Here is a 19066-nt window from a genome sequence, read left to right as displayed (position 1 = left end):
GCTTCTCTCCATGCTTAAGCATAGTTTTCCAGGTGCTCAACGGTGATTTCCAACTGGTTGTCACTGATTTTCTCCTGGCCGACCTGCAATTCATACTCTAGATTAATACTTCCGCCCCGTTCTGTCAAGTCAACTTCTACTTTCGAAGGTAAAACTGTAATCTTCATAGTACCATAAGGAGTTACATAGAAACCGGCATTTAAAATACCTGCTTCAAAGGTTGTTTTCTGCTCGGCCGTACCCATGCGGTTCAAGGTTACCCGCCGGGGTTCGACCTTTAAAGTGGTAGTGGTACCCTCCATTCCCGATAGGCAGGTTTCATTATAAAGGATGTAGTAGTGTTGATCCCGGATGAAGAAGCGACCTTCGGTAACCAGCTCGATGGAATCCTTTTCCCCCAGCTCGTTGGTCTGGGTGCCCTTAACCTTGACCAGTACGTCCTTCTTCAAGCTACGCACATCCCTTCGGGATTTTTTGGGTCCTCAAGTTATAATTCTCCAGAAAAGAACGATCTCCTTTTTATTTTTAATGATAATTTAACAATTCTTGTTGTTAATTATACCCTGCTATAACAATTATCACCTGGTCAAAAAAGAAAGCTCCTGGCTGAGAGCTTATATAAACTGTGGTTACTTATCGACCGTAAGGGAGGCAGCCTTTTCTAGAAATAGCCCTGTGGGGGCCAGGCCGCGGCCGACGGCCAGGGCTACCGGCGCCAGTTCGCCCATCAGGCGGTCAAAGGTTTCCGGGTGCAGGGACTGGGGACCATCGCACAGGGCCCGGGCCGGATCGGGGTGCACCTCGATGATTAGCCCGTCGGCGCCGGCGGCTACCGCAGCCCGGGCCATGGGCAGGACCAGGCGCCAGCTGCCCGTGCCGTGGCTCGGATCAACGATCACCGGCAGGTGGGAGTTTTCCTTTACCACAGCTACGGCGGCCAGGTCCAGGGTGAAACGGGTGGCCGTCTCAAAGGTACGGATCCCCCGCTCGCATAAAATCACGTTGGGGTTGCCGCTGTCCAGGATGTACTCGGCCGCCATGAGCCACTCTTCGATGGTCGCCGCCAGGCCCCGCTTCAGGAGGATGGGTTTACCGGTAGCCCCGGCTTCCTTCAGGAGACGGAAGTTCTGCATATTGCGGGCGCCAATCTGAATGGCGTCGGCATATTCGGCTACCAGGGCTACATCCCGGGTGTCTACAACTTCGGTGACAAAGGGCAATCCTGCCTCCTCGCGCACCCGGGCCAGCATTTTGATGCCTTCTTCTTCCAGGCCCTGGAAGGCATAGGGAGAAGTCCGCGGTTTAAAGGCGCCGCCGCGCAGGATCTGGGCACCAGCGGCCTTGACGGCCCGGGCCGTGCTCAAAAGCTGTTCCTCGCTTTCCACGGCACAAGGCCCGGCCATAACCACCAGACCGCGGCCGCCCACCGGCACCCCGCCGACCCGCACTATGGACGGTGTCTCCTTCAGTTCCCGGCTGACCAGCTTGTAGGGCTTCATAATGGGAACGATTTTTTCTACGCCGGGCAGGTTGATGATGGCTTCCGAACTCAGGGCTTTCTTATCGCCAATGGCGCCGATAACAGTCTTTTCCTGGCCGTAAATGGGGTGAGTCTTAAAGCCCAGTTCCACCAGGCGCTCGCTCACAGCCTCGATCTGCTCCCGGGTTGCTCCCGGTTTCATAACGATGATCACAGTCCGTTCCTCCCATCCTGCGAAAATAGGATTGTGTTATTTTGACGGGGCTTAACGCCTTATAAGGAGCTTCTGGAAATAACGGCAAAATAAAAACTCCCCGTCCTAGGGACGAGGAGTTATACCCGCGGTACCACCCTATTTGGCTGCCAAAGCAGCCCGCTCATTAAAGGGTACGGGAAAGGCATCACCAGGGGTCCCTTCCGATACCCCCTCCCTTTTAACGGCGGGAGCTCCGGCCCGGCCTACCCAGCCGGCTGTTGCCGGCCTTCAGCCTGCTCCTCCGGGGCGAACTTCAGCTCTAGCTTCCCGGCCGGTCTCCCACCGCCACCGGCTCGCTGGGCAGGCCGCTAAAGCCTACTTTTCCCCTTCATGGGATTTATTTTACCTGGTTGTGTAAGGATAATTTAACAGATGGACGCGGCCGGCGTCAAGGGGTAAAAGAAAGTTCCTCCAGGGTTTTACCCCTTGTTTCAATCCCCAAGATAAGCATTCCCAGAGCCGTGACGACAAAGACAGCGGTAAAGAGGAGGAAGATCACCGGGTAGGCGGCCGCCTGGCCCATAAGAACCAGCATCTGCCCTACTATCAGGGGAGCGAGGATGGCGCCAATGCGGCCGCAGAAGGAGGCCCAGCCGGAACCGGTAGCCCGGATGGCCGTGGGGTAAAGTTCCGGCGTATAGGCGTAAAGGACACCCCATGCTCCCAGGTTGAAGAAGTAGACTGCCAGGCCCCAGAGAATAAGCTGGCCGGTGGTGGTGCTCAGGGAGAACATGTAGGCCGCTGCCCCGCTCAGGGCCAGATAAGTCACCAGCGTGGCTTTACGGCCGATCTTCTCCACCAGGTAGGCGGCACTGAAATAGCCCGGTACTTGGCCCAGGGTCATGATTAAAACGTATTCAAAGCTCTTGATGATGGTAAAACCCCTGCCCACCATCAGGGAAGGCAACCAGGTGACAATGCCATAATAAGAAAAGTTAATCCCGAACCATAAAAGCCACAGGCAGAGGGTGCGCCGGAAATAGCGCCGCGACCAGAGATCCCTTACGGTTACCCTGGCTGCAGTCTCTCCTTCCCCTTCCTGGCCAGGTGGTGTTTCTCCCGCAGGGCCGCCGCTGCTTTTCTCCACCATGGCCACTATTGCTTCAGCCGCTTCAACTTTACCTGTTTTCTCCAGATAGCGGGGGGATTCCGGTAGAGCCCGGCGTAAAACGGCAGCATACAAGGCCGGCAGGGCACCGATAAAAAAGGCCAGGCGCCAGCCCCACCGGGGTACGGCCAGGTAGCCTATCAGTGCTGCAGCAATCCACCCAAAGGCCCAGAAGCTTTCCAGCAAGACCGCCATGCGACCCCGGTACCGGGCTGGTGAAAATTCGCTCATCAGGGTAAAGGCCACCGGTACCTCTGCCCCCAGACCCAGGCCCACCAGGAAGCGCCAAAACATCAGCCAGGGGTAATTAACTGCCAGTCCTGCCAGGAAAGTAGCTACACCGTAAAAAATCAGGGTGTAAGTAAAGACCCTTTTGCGGCCCAGGAGGTCACTTAAAGTTCCACCCAAAACTGCACCCAGGCCCATCCCTAAAAGGCCAATGCTGCCCAGGGCCCCCAACTGGGCGGCAGAAAGATGCCATTCTTTACCCACTGCTGGCAGGACAAAGGCGACCAGGCCCACGTCCATAGCGTCGAAAAGCCAGCCGATGCCGCAGATAAAGAGCAGCCGGTAATGAAAGCCCCCTAAGGGTAGTCCTTCTAAACGACGGGCAATACTCAAAGAACGTCTCCCTCCTTAACCTCACCAAACTGGCGGCATCACTATCTTATCATATGTCAAGACAGATGTAAATATTATGTGTAAAGATATAGTGGTAAAACATGTTATAAAAGCAATGGCGCCTCCTTTCACCCCTCTGGAGGCGCCATTATCTTTTACTTCTGCAACAGGCGCTGTAAAGGCGGTACCACCTGTTTTTTGCGGGACATGACCCCGGGCAAAAAGACGCTGCCCGCTCCTGCAGCAACATTAAAGGCCCGTTCCACGGCCCGTGCCTGGGGCCCGGTAAACAGCAGCTCCGTACCGTTACGCATCAAATCGGTGACCATCAGGACAATTAAATCATAATTCCTTTCTACCTGAAGCTTTTCCAGTTCGGCCATGAGTTCCTGGCGGCCAACCGGCAGGGTGCCGGAATCGATAATCTCAATCTGGCCAATGCCGACGGTGGTACCGCCAAAGTTGAAGTTTTTAAAGTCCTCCAGGATAATTTCCCGTCCCGAGCGGCCGACCAGGGAAGAAGCGGCCCGGAACATATCCCGGCCAAAATCATTAACGTCTATCCCTGCTATCCCGGCCAGCCACCCTGCCTGCTCTTTATCGGTTAAAGTGCTTGTTGGTGATTTAAAAAGCAGGGTGTCGGATAGGATGGCCGCGCACAGGACGCCGGCAATGCCTTTATCGGGTTCAAGGCCCTGTTCGCGGTACATCTTGCTGACAACTGTTGCCGTGCTCCCTACCGGTTCATTGCGAACCATCACGGGCTCGGCCGTTTCGATATCAGCCAGGCGATGGTGATCGACGACCTCCAGGATCTTCGCTTCTTCAATGCCGGGCACGGCCTGGCTCTTTTCATTATGGTCGACCAAGATAACCCTTTTGCCCCGCATGGCCAGGAGGTGATAGCGAGCAATTAAACCCACCAGGCAGTGGTCATCGTCGACTACCGGGTAATTGCGGTAACGCGTGTCCAGCATGGTCTGGCGGACTTCCGTGATAAGATCGTCCTGGTGAAAAACCACCAGGTTATCCCTTTGCATCACCTGCTGAACGGGTTCGTCCATAGGCACGTTGCCCGTATCCCAGGCTTCCAGGAGTAACCGTGCCAGGTCCCCCATAGTAAAAAGACCCAATAAACGCCGGTCGTTATCGACAACAGCCAGGGTTTTAACGCCATGCTGGCGCATAAAAATACCTGCCTGGCGCACTGTAGCTTCCGGATGGATGAAGAGGAGCCCGCCGTCCAGGACATCCTTTACCCGGGTACGGACATCGTTAACTAAAGGCGGGGCAGTGACATCGAAATAAGATAGGACAAACTCCGTTTCCCGATTGAGTTTGCCGCACCTGGCGGCCTGGAACCCCCCCTGGTGCAGTTCATTCTTTAAAGCGGCATAACCAATGGCCGCGGCAATAGAATCCGTATCCGGTCGCTGGTGCCCAATTACCAGGATCTCTTTCCCCATAGTCTTGATCCCCTTTCAAAAGAACTGCTTACGACTTCGTTCTCAAGGCAGGTTACTCTCCACATTTTACGCTGAACTTATATAACCTCACTAAATTCTATTGTAAGAAGCAAGAAAAGACAAGGGCTCGGGAAGGTGCCACCCCTGGCGGTCAGCCACCATCCGCAAAGGCGTGCACATGCGGGGCTGGCGTTTATGGAATTGAGGATGGGATCTTTAGCGGTGATAGGTTTCTCCGCGCTGGATTTTATAGGCACGGTAGAGCTGTTCGAGCAGGATTAACCGCATGAGCTGGTGCGGGAAAGTAAAGCGGGAAAAAGAGAGGCGCAGGTCGGCAGCTTCCAGGAGGTCTCGAGCCAGGCCCAGGGTACCGCCAATAACAAAGGCCAGGTTATTGCGCCCGGCCAGGGCTAAATCGGCAAGCCGCGTTGCTAGCTCTTCTGAAGATAGCATCAAGCCTTCCCGATCCAGGGCGATGGTATAAGCGCCCGGCCGCAGGAGACGCTTCAGTCCTTCTCCTTCCGCGGCCAGGATCTGCTCGACCCGGGCCGGATTCAAAGGCTCCGGGACCTTGCTTTCGGGGCCTTCCAGGATGCGCACCCGGGCATAGGGCTGCAGGCGCTTTAAGTATTCGTTTATCCCGGCACGCAGGTATTGCTCCCGTACACGGCCCACGGCTACAATATCAATATGCTGCATGCTTCCTTATTTCGACGGCAACTCACCGAGGGTTACTGTAAAATTAAGCTGCTTTTTGCCGGCCAGGCGCACAGCAGTTAAAGTTACCTTATCCCCCGGTAATTTTTTATTAATCAAGCTCTGGATATCGGCATAGCTCGTCACCTTATTGTTGTCCACAGCGATAATGACATCGCCTACCTGTAGCCCGGCCCTAGCCGCCGGGCCATCATTAAAGATGCCGCCGATATATACCCCCTCCGGTATATTATACCACCGAGCCATTTCCGGGGTAATCTCCCGGAGGTTATAAACGCCTAGAAAAGGATGGGTAACATAGCCCCGGGTTAAGATCTGGTCGATAATAGGACGCGCATCGTTGATGGGGATGGCAAAACCCATCCCCTCTACCCCGCTGGCGGCTATTTTAACGCTGTTAATGCCGATAATTTCTCCCCTTAAATTTACCAGGGCACCGCCGCTGTTGCCGGGGTTAATGGGAGCGTCGGTCTGCAGGGTCCGCAAGGTGATCTCTGCTCCGTGGGGCCCGGGCACGGTCACTTCCCGGTTCAAGGCACTGATGACCCCCACCGTTACCGAACGGGCAAATGCCCGACCCAGGGGGTTGCCAATAGCCACTACCGTCTCTCCCACCTGGACAGCGCCCGAATCTCCCAGGCGGGCCTGGGGTAAATTGGTTCCCTTGATCTGCAAAACTGCCAGGTCGCTTCGCTCATCGACTCCCACGACGGTGGCCGGGTAAACATGGTCATGATCGAGGCTGACGGTGACCCTCTCAGCGCCGGCAATGACATGGTTATTAGTGACGATATAGCCGTTAGCACCGTCAAAAATAACGCCCGAACCCTGTTTTATCCCGCCATCACCCGTAAAGCTGCGGCCCGTCATGGCCGCCACCCCAACGACGGTCGGGCCAACCTGCCTGGCAATGGTAACTACCGGTGAACTGTCCGTAAACTGGACCGGTTGTCCCGCTGGTGGAGTTAAGGGGGCCGTAGATCCAGGTGCCGGCGCCAGGGGCCGCTGCATCAGGCGGGGGGCCATGACAATGGCCGTCCCGGCACCGAGGACCGCACCGAAAAAAAACAGCAGGATTATTGCCACGATCCGCACGTACTTTAAGCTGCCGGGAAAAGGATAACGCAAAATAATGCCTCCTTGCTCCAAATGAAGACTGCTTGCTCTCCTTCAGTTCTAATATTACCTGCCGACCACTATTTTATAATTTAAAGATAAAAAAAGCTCCCGGAAGCCATTCCAGGAGCTAAGGAAAAAGCTATAAGGGAGGATGGTTGGGCAGTTTAACGTCATGCCCAGGACTACCTACTGTGACCGCCGGAACAGTGGGCCACCGGGCGCAAGAAGTACCTCTTGAGCCTGAGCATGTAAATCGCACCTCCATTTCGAAGAATACCCTTATAGGGTATCTGTTTGGTTTTAATATAACCCGCAGATGTGATATTTTTGTGAAGAAAAGTTAAAGGCTTTGTGAAAACCTGCTTACCGGAAATTCCCGGGAAAAGGCTTCCTCAAAGGTAACAGTGCTGACGCCAAGGACTTCCTGGAAGGCTCTTTCCAGGGGAGCCCCCCGGCCGAGGCGTTCCAGGACCTGGCGTAAGGCGGGTAAGCCCCACTTTTCTACCAGGTAGGCAACCATTAAAAACGACTGGCGGTACGCCAGGGCCTGATCAGGCAGGCTATCAAATCCATAATCCATGGCCTTTAATGGATACCAGCCAGTAGCATCCGGCGAACCCGGCATAGTAAAGCCGGTAAGTTCCTTTTCTATATACTGGGCAATACCTTCCGTCAGCCAGCGCGGGTAGTTACCCCGCGCCTTCTCGTCCACCATAAGGTGGGTCAATTCATGGGCTACGGGTCCTGAAACAGCAAAAATATGGGCAATCTCTTTCAGGTCCCGGCCGGCCACCCAGTCAAAGGGCGAAAGGACACGGATAACCCCGCCCCAGTAAACCCCCATGGCACTTTCGCTGGCTGCCCAACCAAACTGACGCGCAAGACTCTCCCGGTCAGGGTAAAGTATAATTAAAGTTTTACCATGGGGTGCATGTTGTAACATAGCACCCACCGGCCCGTAAGCCTCCTCGGCGGTTGCCAGGACCAGGGGTGCGATAGCGGCATCCTCCTGCCGGTAGCGAAGGCGGAAATGGGAGCTATCTATCTCCTGCCAATTACGGGTCTGCCAGGCGGTATGTGCTGCCACTATCTGGCGGACCAGGCTATAGCTTAAGGTACGCGGTAAAGCTGTAGTACGCGCCAGGATAACTACTGCAACTGCCAGCACAGCCAGGCAGCTAACAATAATTACCTGCCACCAGTGTTGTAACAAGTTTCTCCCCTCCCCCAGGGGCTCTCCCGTTTCGATTATACTATATTGCTGGCGGCAGCTTCACTGGTAATGAGTGTAAAAAATCCGGAGCAGGCTTGGCTCCGGATTTTGTAAAAAAGTTTGCTTGGTAATATCCTGTCTATTTTACTTCATAACCTGCCTCAGTTACAGCCTTTTTCATAGCTTCCAGGTTTACCTTAGCAGGATCATAAGTAACGCGGGCCGTCTTGGCCGCCAGGTCGACTGCTACTGCCGTGACGCCTTCCAGGCCCCCCAGGGCCTTTTCCACGCTCATTTTACAGTGATTACAGGTCATCCCCTCGACCTGCAGGACAACTTCCGCCATACCGTCACCTCCTTCCTACCCGGTATGGGTATATAGGTATTATAATCTACCGGAAAGAAAAGTGTCAAACATGTCGCTCCCGGACCTTCCTTTTTCACAGGCCGGCCAGGTAGCGCTCAGCCGCCATGGCCGCCACTGCCCCGTCACCTACAGCCGTACTCACCTGGCGGAAATCCTTGGCCCGGACGTCGCCAGCGGCAAAGACCCCGGGGATGGAAGTGGCCAGATTTTCGCGGGTAACAATATACCCCTGGGAATCCAGGGTCAGGGTCCCCTTCAGAAAACCAGTGTTGGGCTCCAGGCCGATAAAGATAAAGACCCCGTCGAAGGCTTCTTCCCTGGTGGCTCCACTGTTTACATCTTTTAACTCCAAGCTGCCGACTTTTTCCTTGCCCTTTATCCTCGTTACAACCGTATTCCAGCAGAAAGAAATTTTAGGGTTGTCCCGGGCCCGTTCCTGAAGCACTTTCGTCGCCCTCAAAGCGTCACGACGGTGGATAATGGTCACCTGGCTGGCAAAACGGGTTAGAAAGAGGGCTTCTTCCACAGCCGAATCGCCACCGCCGACTACAGCGACCTTTTTGTCCCGGAAGAAGGCGCCGTCGCAGGTAGCGCAATAGGAAACACCCCGGCCGCGAAATTCTTCTTCCCCTGGTACTCCCAGGGGCCGCGGATGAGCCCCGCTGGCGATGATTACTGCCCTCGCAGTAAACTCACCGCTCCCGGTAAAGGCTTTTTTTATCTCCCCGTTAAGCTCCACTCCCTGGACTGTGGTCATTTCTATCCTGGCACCGAAGCGCCTGGCCTGTTCGGCAAATTTCATGGCAAGTTCCATACCATTAATGCCTTCGGGAAAGCCGGGGTAATTTTCAATCCTGTCTGTCAGCCCGGCCTGTCCACCGGGAGCACCCATCTCCAGCACCACGGTATCCAGCCCGCCCCGGGCACCGTAAAGAGCCGCTGTCAGCCCGGCCGGCCCACCACCAATAATAAGCAAATCATGGGGCATCTTGCCTACCTCCTTCGGAAATAACCTTGTCACAGGCTTGCATTGTACCGTTCGTTCCCTGGCCCTTGCGGAGCGCCCCCGCTTCGATCAGCTTCACCGATCAGGCAAAAGTTCTCTCCCGGACCAAGGCCTCACGGCATTTTCATAGTATCGCTTGATTTCAATCCAATGGGTCCACTTTGGCTATATTATGCGCCTGCTTCCAGTCCGTCATGCCCTTTTCGGTTTAAACTATAGTTATTATACGCTCTCGCTTTTAGTTAGGCAAGGTCGGGCAAGAAAAATATCCCTGAGGCTTGTCCTCAGGGATGGCGATAATAATCTAATTTAAAAATCCCGACGGGTTACGGAAACTGCCATTGACCAAAACTTCAAAGTGCAGGTGCGGTCCGGTAGTACGCCCACTAACCCCTACATAGCCGATGACCTGTCCCCGGTTCACCCGCTGGCCTACGCGGACGTTAAAGCCCGATAGATGGGCATATCGGGTTACCAGGCCCCCGCCGTGATCAATGGTAATCATTCGGCCGTAGCCGCCGTCGTAACCGGCAAAGGTCACCGTTCCGTCCTCGGCGGCCCCTACCGGCTGTCCAACGTAGCCGTCAATATCCATACCTGAGTGGAACTCCCGGCCACGGTAACCATAGGGGGAAGTAATAATTCCCCGGATGGGCCAGGCCAGCCGGCCGGAACCGCCGCCGCGGGAAGCCAGAACTACCCGCGTCCCTCGTTCCACTATTTTAGTTACAGGTTCTTTCAGCACCTGCTGCTGAATAACTTTCTTCTCAACCTGGACGCCGTTTTTAGTCACTACCTGGTAGGTAACCAGCCGTTCGCCCTCTGACCCAGCCTGCTTTACCCTTTCCTGGCCCCGTAAGAGGTCGGTATTCGTTTCTACTTTCACTTCATAGGGAACAGGTTCTTTCACTTCCTGTCTATAGACGACCATTACCTGGAGGAGTGGCTTCGCTGTCGTGAGTCTTAAGCGCTGGCCGATGTCCAGGCGTTCGCCCTGGAGTTCCGGATTGGCGGCTCTAATATCGTCAACTAGCAACCCGTGTTCCCGGGCTATGGTCCACAGAGAGTCCCCTTCTTTAACTACATACTCCTGGCTCGCCGTCGTAGTCCCCTTGAGCCTGGCCAGGGCCGCCTCCGGGTTTAAAATTTCTTCTGGCCGGACCGACCGGTGCTCATAGGCTACCTCCTCCAGGAATTTGACCTCCTGGACCTCCCCGCTCCCCGGCGGTGGCAGATAGGATTGTTTTAATTGGGCCAGGACCGCATCCGCCACACTATCATCCCGCACCACAAGTTCGGGTTGACCGTTAATGGTTATTACTGTCGCTGCCGCAACAAAATGCAGCGTCTCCTGGAGAATATTTTTTAATTGCTGGCCATCTATAATTTCCCGCGGGTTGACCCGGACTTTTTTATAATCAATCTGATCGGTAATCTTTAGGCCCTGGTAGTTGCCTGACCCGCTTTCCTTGAGAATATCCTGGATGGCCTGATTGATATCTACCTGACGGCTAACTACAGCCACCTGGCGACCGTTGACCATCACTGCCCAGGCATTGGGAACAGTTAGCCGGTACCATCCGGCCAGCAACAATAATCCCCCGGCCAGGATACCGCTTATTATGAAAAAAAGTTTTTTATTCCTGGGTGCTTCTTTCCACCGTGCCGGCCAATCCTTTAAAAGGCGACCCGCTATGGCCGCCACATCCGGCAGCTTACCCGGCGGCGGCATGGCATGCCTCCTCTCCCCGAAAATACGGCAGGAACTGCTTCTTCCTGCCCTTTACCTTCCTATTATTCTACCTTTGAAGCCAGGATTCCTCCCCATTTAGAAATTTTTTGCCCTTTTTTAACCCTGGAGGCCCGGCGCGCTGTAAATCCGGGTAAAATCAGGCTCCAATGGCTTCCTTGACCTGCACATAAAGAGCCGCTTCCAGGCGCATCTTCTGGATGGCGCAGGGTACAGGCGCCGGTTGCCGCAAATTCCCGGTAGCGGCCAGGTTGGCCGCATGGCAGCCGCCGCTACAGTAGAAGCGTGCCCAGCAACGGCTGCAGGCCGGCTGGTTATATACATGGGCCTGGCGAAAATCTTCCCGTATTTCAGGACGCAAGATCATTTCCCGGACGTTGCCGAGGCAGTACTCCTTTCTCCCCACTAGCTGGTGGCAGGGATAAAGGTCGCCGCCGGGGGTGACTGCCAGGTAACTGGTGCCCGCACCGCAACCGGTAAGCCTTTTGGTAAGGCAGGGGCCGGCACTAGCGTCAATGTTGAAGTGGAAAAAGTTAAAGGGTGTACCTTTAGCCCTCGCTTCCAGGTAGGCCCGGGCCAGGTGGCGATATTGTGCCGCCAGCAGGTCCAGATCTTCCTCCCTAATAGCATATTCAGCCTCCGGAGCCGCTACTACCGGTTCCAGGGACAGGTAGCGAAATCCTAATTCTACCATATGCAGGATATCCCTGGTAAAATCGAGATTCTGGCGCGTGTAGGTTCCCCGCACCCAGTAGTCCACGTGCTCATACGCAGCGACAAAATGCTGCTCCCTGGGGACCACTAAGTGATAAGTGCCCTGGCCGGTGCGGGTCCTCCGGTTTAAGTCATGAATTTCCGGGCGACCGTCAAGGCTCAAAATAACACTGATCTGGTTCTCAATGAGGTACTCCTCGATGGCCGGCGTCAAGCCCAGGCCGTTGGTGGTCAGGGTAAAGCTGATTTTTTTCCCGGCCGCCGCAGCCTTTTCCCGGCCGTAAGCTACCAGGTCCTGTACGACGCTGAAATTGAGCAGCGGCTCGCCGCCAAAGAAGTCGACCTCCACCCGGGGGCGGTTGCCGGATTCTTTAAAAAGCAAGTCCAGGGCCTGGTACCCCGTCTCCCGGCTCATTAAGCCCCGCTCGCCGCCAAAAGGGCCCCCGCCGGCAAAGCAGTAACGGCAGCGCATATTACAGTCATGGGCAACGTGGAGGCAGAGGGCCTGGAGGCTGGGTGCCGGCGGCTGGTAACTGCGGCCAACCTCATCGACGGTAAAGAGAGTCCCTTCGGCCTGTTTGGCAGCCAGTTCCCGGCAGACTTCCAGGACTGTGCCGGCACCCCACTCCCGGACAGACCGGGGCAGGAGCGCAGGCCAGTCGGCTTCGGTGAAGGTACCGCGCTCATCCCCGGACCGCAATTCTTCCAAAACGGCCCGGGCAGGAGCGTCGATTATATGGAGAGCGCCACTATTGACGTCCAGAAGCAGGCAGAGGTCTTCAAAGTCGAACCAGTGGACATCCCCCTGCCAGTCAACATTTTGGAGATTTAGGGATGGCAATATTGGTCTCCTCCTAACAATAAAAGCCCGACCGGAAAAGTCGGGCCTTGGTGGTTACTTCCTTTCTTCACGTTCGCAGGGCTGATTGCTGACGGTAATGGATGTTTTGCAGGCCGACTGGCAGGAAACATGGCAGTTGCCGCAGCCGCCCTGCCTGATACTCTCCTGTAGGCGGGGCGTAAAAACCGTCTTGATGTGCATATGAAACACCCCTTCTTATCGCTTGGAGAATTGTGGCGCCTTACGGGCTTTCTTTAAGCCGTACTTCCTTCTTTCCTTCATCCTTGGATCACGGGTAAGGAAACCATGGCTTTTCAAAACCGGGCGCAGGTCGGCGTCAGCCTGTAACAGGGCCCTGGCAATGCCCATCCTGATGGCACCGGCCTGGCCGCTGATCCCGCCGCCCCTAACTTTAGCCAGGACATCAAAGCGGCCCGTGTTGTTGGTTACTTCCAGGGGCTGGCGTACCTGCATAGCCAGGATCTGCTGGCCAAAATATTCATCGAGGGGGCGGTCGTTAACTAACACCCGGCCCTCGCCGGGAACCAGGTACACCCGGGCCACGGCATTTTTTCGCCTTCCCGTGCCGTAAAATTGAACCTGGGCCAAAATTTTCCCCTCCTTCGATTAATCCTTGATCTCCCAGACTTCCGGCCGCTGGGCCGCGTGGGGATGGCTATCGCCGCGGTAGACCTTGAGCTTCTTGACCATCTGCCGGCCCAGGCGATTATGCGGGATCATCCCTTTCACGGCCTTCTCAATGGCTCGCTCGGGAAAAGTCTTTAAGAGCTGGGCATAGTTCATAACCTTTAAGCCACCGGGGTAACCGCTGTGGCGAATATATTTCTTCTGCAGGAGCTTTTTACCGGTGAGCCGTACTTTTTCTGCGTTAATGACAATAACGTGATCGCCACAATCCACATGGGGGGTAAAGATGGGTTTATGCTTGCCTCTGAGGAGGCGGGCAGCTTCGGTGGCTACGCGACCCAGCGTTTTACCGGCCGCGTCAATGATATACCACTTTCGCTCCACCTCATGTGGTTTGGCCATAAAGGTGGACATTTTCTCCCTCCTGTTCCTATCACGAGACTATTTTAAGCAATTAACTACGGCAAGTCAAGAAAATTAGTATGCTACCCTCTCCAGACACAGTCCCTGGGGCGGGGCCGTCGGGCCGGCCTTTGCCCGGGAACGGGCGGCAAGTATAACCGGAACATCCTCCGGCAGCAGTCGGCCCCTGCCGATTTCTACCAGGGTGCCGACCATAATTCTTACCATATGATAAAGAAAACCGTTGGCCACCACATCAAAAAAAATGAAGTGACCCTGGCGGTGCAAGTGCGCCTTAACTACCTCGCGTTCAAATTGGCGCACCGGGCTGCCGGCGGCGCAAAAGGAACGAAAATCATGGCGGCCTGTAAAGTAACTTGCACCCCTGGCCATGGCGGCAAAGTCCAGCGGGTAACGTACCTGCCAGCTGTAACGGCGACTGAAGACGTCAGGCAGGCTGTGGTTGTAAATGGTATAGCGGTACCATTTCCACCGGGCACTGTAACGGGCATGAAATTCAGGTGATACTACCTCAGCGTCTAATGCCGCAATATCTTCCGGCAGCAGGCTGTTCAAGGCCAGGGGCCAGCGCTCCACCGGTATGCGGCTGGAAGTGCAGAAGCTGATTACCTGGCCGCGGGCATGGACCCCGGCGTCCGTCCGCCCCGCAGCTACCGGGCAGATCCTTTCCCCTGTCAGCCGGTTTAAGGCTGCGGCTACGACACCCTGGATGGTAGGCCCGTGGGCCACCGGCTGCACCTGCCAGCCGGCGTAATTGGTGCCGTCATAGGCCAGGGTAATTTTCAGGTGCGGCATGGGCGGAAGTTAGCCTCCTAACATATGGGAGGGATATGTCCCGGAGACGCAAAAACATAAGCGCCTCCTCCCCCTTTCCTTAGCGGCGTCTTCAATCCTAACTTCCGACTCTTAGCCGGAAATAGGCCGACCCGGCGGCCAGAAGGCCGGCCAGCAGGAGGAAGATATAGTCAGCCGCCTTAAAATGCAGCTCCCGCATCCGGGTACGGCCTTTACCACCCTGATAGGCCCGGGCTTCCATAGCTTCGGCCAGGCCTTCGGCCCGGCGAAAGGCACTGATAAAGAGCGGGATGACCAGAGGCATCAGGTTTTTGATGTGGCTGCCCCGGAAGGTCGCTCCCCGGGCAACCTGCGCCCGCATAATCCGCTCGGCCTCTTCCAGCAGGGTGGGCACAAACCTGAGGGCCATGGTCAGCATCAGGGCCAGTTCAGCGGCCGGCAGGCCCAGTTTCTGCCCCGGTCGCAGCAGCCGCTCCAGGCCGTCGGCCAGGGCCAGGGGATCGGTCGTAGCCATGAGTACAGCCGCGGCCAGGACCAGGAAAAACACCCTGGCCAGGGCCAATAAGCCGTAGTTGAGCCCCTCCCGGGTAATCCTCACCGGCCCCACCACAGCCATTATTTCCCCCGGGGTAAAGGCTGCCTGAAGGATAAAGATAATTACCAGGAAAACAATAAGCGGCCTCAGCTGGCGCCATATAAAGGCCGGTGCCAGGCCGGCCAAGATTATTACCGGTAATATAGCTGCCCCGGTAAGGCTCGCTGCTATACCAGTTGGCGCGGTTAGAAGAGCTATTCCGTAAAGGAGCAAGCCTAGCAGTTTGGCCCGGGGATCCATGTTATGGATGCTGCTTGTCCCCGGGACATATTGACCAACTTCAATAACCATAAGGCTAAGCCCCCAGCCAGGCCAAGATGGCTTCCCGGGCCTCGGTCAACGTTAGGACTTCCATGGTGACCGGGGCTCCCTGGCGACGCAGCTTCTGCATCAGGCGGGTGAGGGGCGGAGGGATAAGACCATAGGATCTTAAGGCTTCGCCCTGGCGGAAAATTTCCCGCGGCGTACCCTGGAGAGCCACCCGCCCCCGGTGTAATACTATAACCTGCCGGGCCAGTTCGGCCACTTCGGCCATATTATGAGAGATAAGGACTACTGCCTTCCCGGGCCGGCGGTAAAAGGCCCTGATTACATTGAGTATCTGTTCCCGGCCGGCCGGGTCCAGACCGGCCGTCGGCTCATCTAGGATTAGAACCTCCGGCTCCATGGCCAGGATCCCGGCAATGGCTACCCGCCGTTGCTGTCCCCCGCTTAAGCTAAAGGGGGAACGCCCACTCACCCTTTGCGGCTCCAAGCCTACAGCACGGAGGGCCGCCTTGACCCTGGCTTCGAGCCCGGTACCGTTAAGGCCCATGTTCCTGGGGCCAAAGGCTACATCTTCAGCCACCGTTTCGGCAAAAAGTTGCTGCTCCGGCTGTTGAAAGACCATGCCCACCCTCTGCCAGGATAAGGTATCTTTCCCTTTACCCCGCCCCCGGACCGGTCGCCCGTCCAGGGTAACCCGGCCCGCCGTCGGTTCCAGCAGGCCGGCCATAAGCATGGCCAGGGTTGATTTCCCCGAACCCCCGGCCCCGGTAATCGCCAGGAAATCACCCGGGGAGACTTTGATATTGATGTTTTCCAACACCGGTAACTGCCTGCCGGCTACTCTGTAGGCAAAACTTACTTCCTGGAGGCCAATTTCCATAGGGCCCGGGCCATCTCCTCCACTGTGACTAAATTGGCCGGTAATTTTAGCCCTGCCTGCCTTAAGCTCTTGCCCAGGGCAACAGTTACCGGCGCCTTTAGCCCTGCTGCCGCCAGCCTCTCCTCCTGCTGCAGCACTTCTGCAGGCGGGCCGGCCAAAAGTATGCGCCCGGCATTCAGGACCAGCATCCGTTCTGCCAGGGCCGCCTCTTCCATAAGGTGGGTTATAAGGATAACGGCCAGCCCTTTTTCCCGGCGTAAATCCAGTACTTTCTTGAGCACTTCCTCCCGGGCTACCGGGTCCAGCATGGCCGTAGCCTCGTCCAGCACCAGATAACACGGTTCCATGGCCAGGACGCCGGCCAGGGCCAGGCGCTGTTTCTGCCCTCCGGATAGGTGGTGGGGGGGCCTGGTCCTTAAATCTGCCAGCTCCACGGCCTCCAGGGCGGCCGCAACCCGCTGCCTGATTACAGCCGGTGGCAGGCCCAGATTTTCCAGCCCGAAGGCCACATCATCTTCGACGGTAGCGGCCACCAGCTGGTTGTCAGGGTCCTGGAAAACCATCCCTACCCGGCGGCGAATCTCTACCAAGGAAGCTTCGTCACCGGTGTCCAGCCCGTCTACCAGGACACGGCCTTCCCCGGGGCGGAGCAGGCCGTTTAATAGCCGGGCCAGGGTTGATTTGCCGGAACCGTTGGGGCCAGTGACGGCCACAAATTCCCCCGGCTTGATGGTTAAACTTATATTTTCCAGGGCCGGTTCGGTAGTTCCCGGGTAGAAAAAAGTGACGCCCCGGACCTCGATCATCGCTTAAACCAGTTCAATGCGGACCATGGGCGCGCCGTCACCCCGCCGGAAGCCGGTCTTAATTATCCGGGTATAGCCGCCGTTTTTATCCTGATAGCGCGGGCCGATTTCTTTAAATAATTTGGTAACCACGTCTTCATCCAGCAGGTAGGCCAGGGCCTGGCGCCGGGCATGGAGGTCGCCCCTTTTGCCCAGGGTAATCATTTTCTCGGCCAGGCTTTTTAGTTCTTTAGCCCGCATTTCTGTAGTTTCTATTTTACCTTCCCGCAAAAAGGAAGTGACGATATTGCGCAGCATCATTTTCCGGTGGCCGGACAGGCGACCTAATTTCCGGTAACCCATCTAAATGTCACCCCTTTACCCATCACTCTGTCGCAGGGACAGGCCCAGTTCCGCGAGCTTTTGCGTAACTTCTTCCAGGGATTTTTTGCCCAGGTTGCGTACCTTCATCATATCTTCTTCGGTACGCTGCAAAAGCTCGCCAACGGTATTAATGCCCGCCCGCTTCAGGCAGTTGTAAGAACGCACCGATAGATCAAGTTCCTCAATGGACATGTCCATGAGGCGATCCCGGCTTTCTTCTTCTTTCTCAACCATGGTTACTTCGTCGCTGACGCGCTCCGTTAAACCTAAAAAGAGACGCATGTGTTCGATAAGAATTTTGGCTGCCGAGCTCACTGCCTCATCGGGGGCAATAGTACCGTCAGTCCATACCTCCAGGGTAAGTTTATCGTAGTCAGTAACCTGTCCTACCCGGGTGTTTTCCACCTGATAGTTCACTTTATGGACTGGCGAAAAGAGGGAATCGACGGGAATAATCCCGATGGGCTGGTCCTCTTTTTTATTTTTTTCCGCACTGACATAACCCCGCCCTTTTTCTACCGTCATTTCAATAAACAGGCGGCCGCCTTTTTCTATGGTGGCAATGTGCAGGTCGGGGTTTAAGACCTCAACGTCAGCATCAGTAATAATATCGGCAGCTGTAACCTCGCCTTCGCCCTCAGCCTCAATTCTTATTACCTTGGGTTCATCGCTGTGGAGCTTCAGGGCCAGGGACTTGAGGTTTAAAATAATCTCCGTGGTATCCTCGACGACACCGGGAATGGTGGAAAACTCATGAAGGACCCCTTCAATTTTGACCGTGGTTACAGCAGCCCCGGGCAGTGAGGAGAGAAGAATCCGCCGCAGGGAATTACCCAGAGTGATTCCATAACCCCGCTCCAGGGGCTCGACTACAAACCGCCCGTACTTATTGGACATTTCCAGGCACTCAATCCTGGGCCTTTCAATTTCGAGCATTGTTCCCCTCCTTCTCGTGAGCTCATCCAGCCTGCATCTTACTTGGAGTAAAGCTCAACGATGAGGTGTTCTTGCACCGGCACATCAATCTGTTCCCGCGTCGGCAGGGAGAGGACGTGCCCTTCTAAAGCTGCCGGGTCAGCTTTAAGCCAGGCCGGGACCGTCCGGTGGGCTGCCGCCGCGGCAATCTCTTTGAAAAGGGGACTCTCCTTGCTCTTTTCCCGGACGGCAATGATATCACCAGGCCGGACCAGGTAGGAAGGGATACTCACCTTCTGGCCATTTACCGTAAAATGGCCGTGCCGGACTAATTGCCTCGCCTGGGCACGGGAATCGGCAAAACCCAGGCGATAAACAACATTGTCCAGGCGCCTCTCCAGCAGGATAAGCAGGTTTTCACCGGTAACGCCTTTCATGCGCTCGGCCTTCTCAAAGTAGTTGCTGAACTGGCGTTCCAGGACGCCGTAAATGCGGCGGGCCTTCTGCTTTTCCCTTAGCTGCAGGCCGTATTCGGAAAGCTTTTTCCTGGTCTGGCCGTGCTGGCCGGGGGCATAGGACCGCCGGGCCACAGCACATTTATCAGAATAGCAGCGATCGCCTTTCAGGAAAAGCTTCATGCCTTCCCGCCGGCACAGGCGACAGGTAGCATCTTTATACCTTGCCAAAGTATTACCTCCTCTGCAAGTCGCATGCTT

Annotated in this window: 21 protein-coding genes and 1 other annotated feature; all 21 genes read right to left on the bottom strand. The window is 55.9% G+C overall.

Going from position 1 to position 19066, the window contains the following annotated elements; all coding sequences use genetic code 11:
• Positions 1-14: 14 nt before the first annotated feature.
• On the bottom strand, positions 15-449 hold the full coding sequence (locus FLZ89_RS07125) for a DUF1934 domain-containing protein (RefSeq protein ID WP_141263405.1): 435 nt from the start codon (positions 447-449) through the stop codon (positions 15-17).
• 180 nt (positions 450-629) lie between these two features.
• On the bottom strand, positions 630-1694 hold the full coding sequence (gene aroF, locus FLZ89_RS07120) for a 3-deoxy-7-phosphoheptulonate synthase (protein WP_141263407.1): 1065 nt from the start codon (positions 1692-1694) through the stop codon (positions 630-632).
• A 104-nt stretch (positions 1695-1798) separates the two neighbouring features.
• Positions 1799-2077 (bottom strand) — a binding site (T-box leader).
• A gap of 47 nt (positions 2078-2124) precedes the next feature.
• Positions 2125-3465: an MFS transporter gene (locus FLZ89_RS07115; protein ID WP_141304684.1), complete on the bottom strand. Its 1341-nt coding sequence runs from the start codon at positions 3463-3465 to the stop codon at positions 2125-2127.
• Between the two features lie 155 nt (positions 3466-3620).
• Positions 3621-4931, bottom strand: a complete 1311-nt coding sequence (locus FLZ89_RS07110; RefSeq protein ID WP_141263411.1) for a putative manganese-dependent inorganic diphosphatase — start codon at positions 4929-4931, stop codon at positions 3621-3623.
• Between the two features lie 216 nt (positions 4932-5147).
• Complete coding sequence (rlmH, locus tag FLZ89_RS07105; RefSeq protein WP_141263413.1) at positions 5148-5630, bottom strand: 23S rRNA (pseudouridine(1915)-N(3))-methyltransferase RlmH; 483 nt, start codon at positions 5628-5630, stop codon at positions 5148-5150.
• A 6-nt stretch (positions 5631-5636) separates the two neighbouring features.
• Complete coding sequence (locus FLZ89_RS07100) at positions 5637-6776, bottom strand: S1C family serine protease (protein WP_172613485.1); 1140 nt, start codon at positions 6774-6776, stop codon at positions 5637-5639.
• A 331-nt stretch (positions 6777-7107) separates the two neighbouring features.
• On the bottom strand, positions 7108-7980 hold the full coding sequence (locus tag FLZ89_RS07095; protein WP_141263417.1) for a peptidase MA family metallohydrolase: 873 nt from the start codon (positions 7978-7980) through the stop codon (positions 7108-7110).
• A 139-nt stretch (positions 7981-8119) separates the two neighbouring features.
• The gene (copZ, locus tag FLZ89_RS07090; protein ID WP_141263419.1) at positions 8120-8326 is read right to left on the bottom strand and encodes a copper chaperone CopZ; all 207 of its coding nucleotides are present in this window, start codon (positions 8324-8326) and stop codon (positions 8120-8122) included.
• Between the two features lie 94 nt (positions 8327-8420).
• Positions 8421-9335 (bottom strand): thioredoxin-disulfide reductase, encoded by a 915-nt coding sequence (gene trxB / locus FLZ89_RS07085; RefSeq protein WP_141263421.1) that lies wholly within the window; start codon positions 9333-9335, stop codon positions 8421-8423.
• 322 nt (positions 9336-9657) lie between these two features.
• A complete protein-coding gene (locus FLZ89_RS07080) occupies positions 9658-11085 on the bottom strand; it encodes a M23 family metallopeptidase (RefSeq protein WP_141304682.1) in 1428 nt (475 codons plus the stop codon).
• Positions 11086-11242: 157 nt separating this feature from the next.
• Positions 11243-12658 (bottom strand): thioether cross-link-forming SCIFF peptide maturase, encoded by a 1416-nt coding sequence (gene scfB, locus FLZ89_RS07075; RefSeq protein WP_253256428.1) that lies wholly within the window; start codon positions 12656-12658, stop codon positions 11243-11245.
• Between the two features lie 54 nt (positions 12659-12712).
• Positions 12713-12859 (bottom strand): six-cysteine ranthipeptide SCIFF, encoded by a 147-nt coding sequence (gene scfA / locus FLZ89_RS07070; RefSeq protein WP_141304680.1) that lies wholly within the window; start codon positions 12857-12859, stop codon positions 12713-12715.
• A 15-nt stretch (positions 12860-12874) separates the two neighbouring features.
• Positions 12875-13267, bottom strand: a complete 393-nt coding sequence (rpsI, locus tag FLZ89_RS07065; RefSeq protein ID WP_141263429.1) for a 30S ribosomal protein S9 — start codon at positions 13265-13267, stop codon at positions 12875-12877.
• Between the two features lie 18 nt (positions 13268-13285).
• Complete coding sequence (rplM, locus tag FLZ89_RS07060) at positions 13286-13720, bottom strand: 50S ribosomal protein L13 (RefSeq protein ID WP_141263431.1); 435 nt, start codon at positions 13718-13720, stop codon at positions 13286-13288.
• Between the two features lie 63 nt (positions 13721-13783).
• Complete coding sequence (gene truA / locus FLZ89_RS07055) at positions 13784-14524, bottom strand: tRNA pseudouridine(38-40) synthase TruA (RefSeq protein WP_141263433.1); 741 nt, start codon at positions 14522-14524, stop codon at positions 13784-13786.
• A 97-nt stretch (positions 14525-14621) separates the two neighbouring features.
• Positions 14622-15410, bottom strand: a complete 789-nt coding sequence (locus FLZ89_RS07050) for an energy-coupling factor transporter transmembrane component T family protein (protein WP_141263435.1) — start codon at positions 15408-15410, stop codon at positions 14622-14624.
• A 4-nt stretch (positions 15411-15414) separates the two neighbouring features.
• Positions 15415-16266, bottom strand: coding sequence for an energy-coupling factor transporter ATPase (locus FLZ89_RS07045; RefSeq protein ID WP_141304679.1), 852 nt, complete (start codon positions 16264-16266; stop codon positions 15415-15417).
• Positions 16242-17072 carry an energy-coupling factor transporter ATPase gene (locus tag FLZ89_RS07040; RefSeq protein ID WP_141304678.1) on the bottom strand — a complete coding sequence of 277 codons (831 nt, stop codon included), beginning with the start codon at positions 17070-17072 and terminating at the stop codon, positions 16242-16244. Before FLZ89_RS07040 ends, FLZ89_RS07045 begins: the two co-directional genes overlap by 25 nt.
• Before the next feature lie 3 nt (positions 17073-17075).
• Entirely contained in the window at positions 17076-17414 is a 339-nt protein-coding gene (gene rplQ, locus FLZ89_RS07035; RefSeq protein WP_141263442.1) for a 50S ribosomal protein L17, read from the bottom strand.
• Positions 17415-17429: 15 nt separating this feature from the next.
• Entirely contained in the window at positions 17430-18371 is a 942-nt protein-coding gene (locus FLZ89_RS07030) for a DNA-directed RNA polymerase subunit alpha (protein WP_141263444.1), read from the bottom strand.
• A 38-nt stretch (positions 18372-18409) separates the two neighbouring features.
• Complete coding sequence (gene rpsD / locus FLZ89_RS07025; protein WP_141263446.1) at positions 18410-19036, bottom strand: 30S ribosomal protein S4; 627 nt, start codon at positions 19034-19036, stop codon at positions 18410-18412.
• Between the last annotated feature and the right edge of the window lie 30 nt (positions 19037-19066).

It is taken from the genome of Moorella sp. E306M (assembly GCF_006538385.1).
Taxonomy (GTDB): Bacteria; Bacillota; DSM-521; order Neomoorellales; family Neomoorellaceae; genus Neomoorella.
This window is presented reverse-complemented; position numbering and strand designations above follow the sequence as displayed.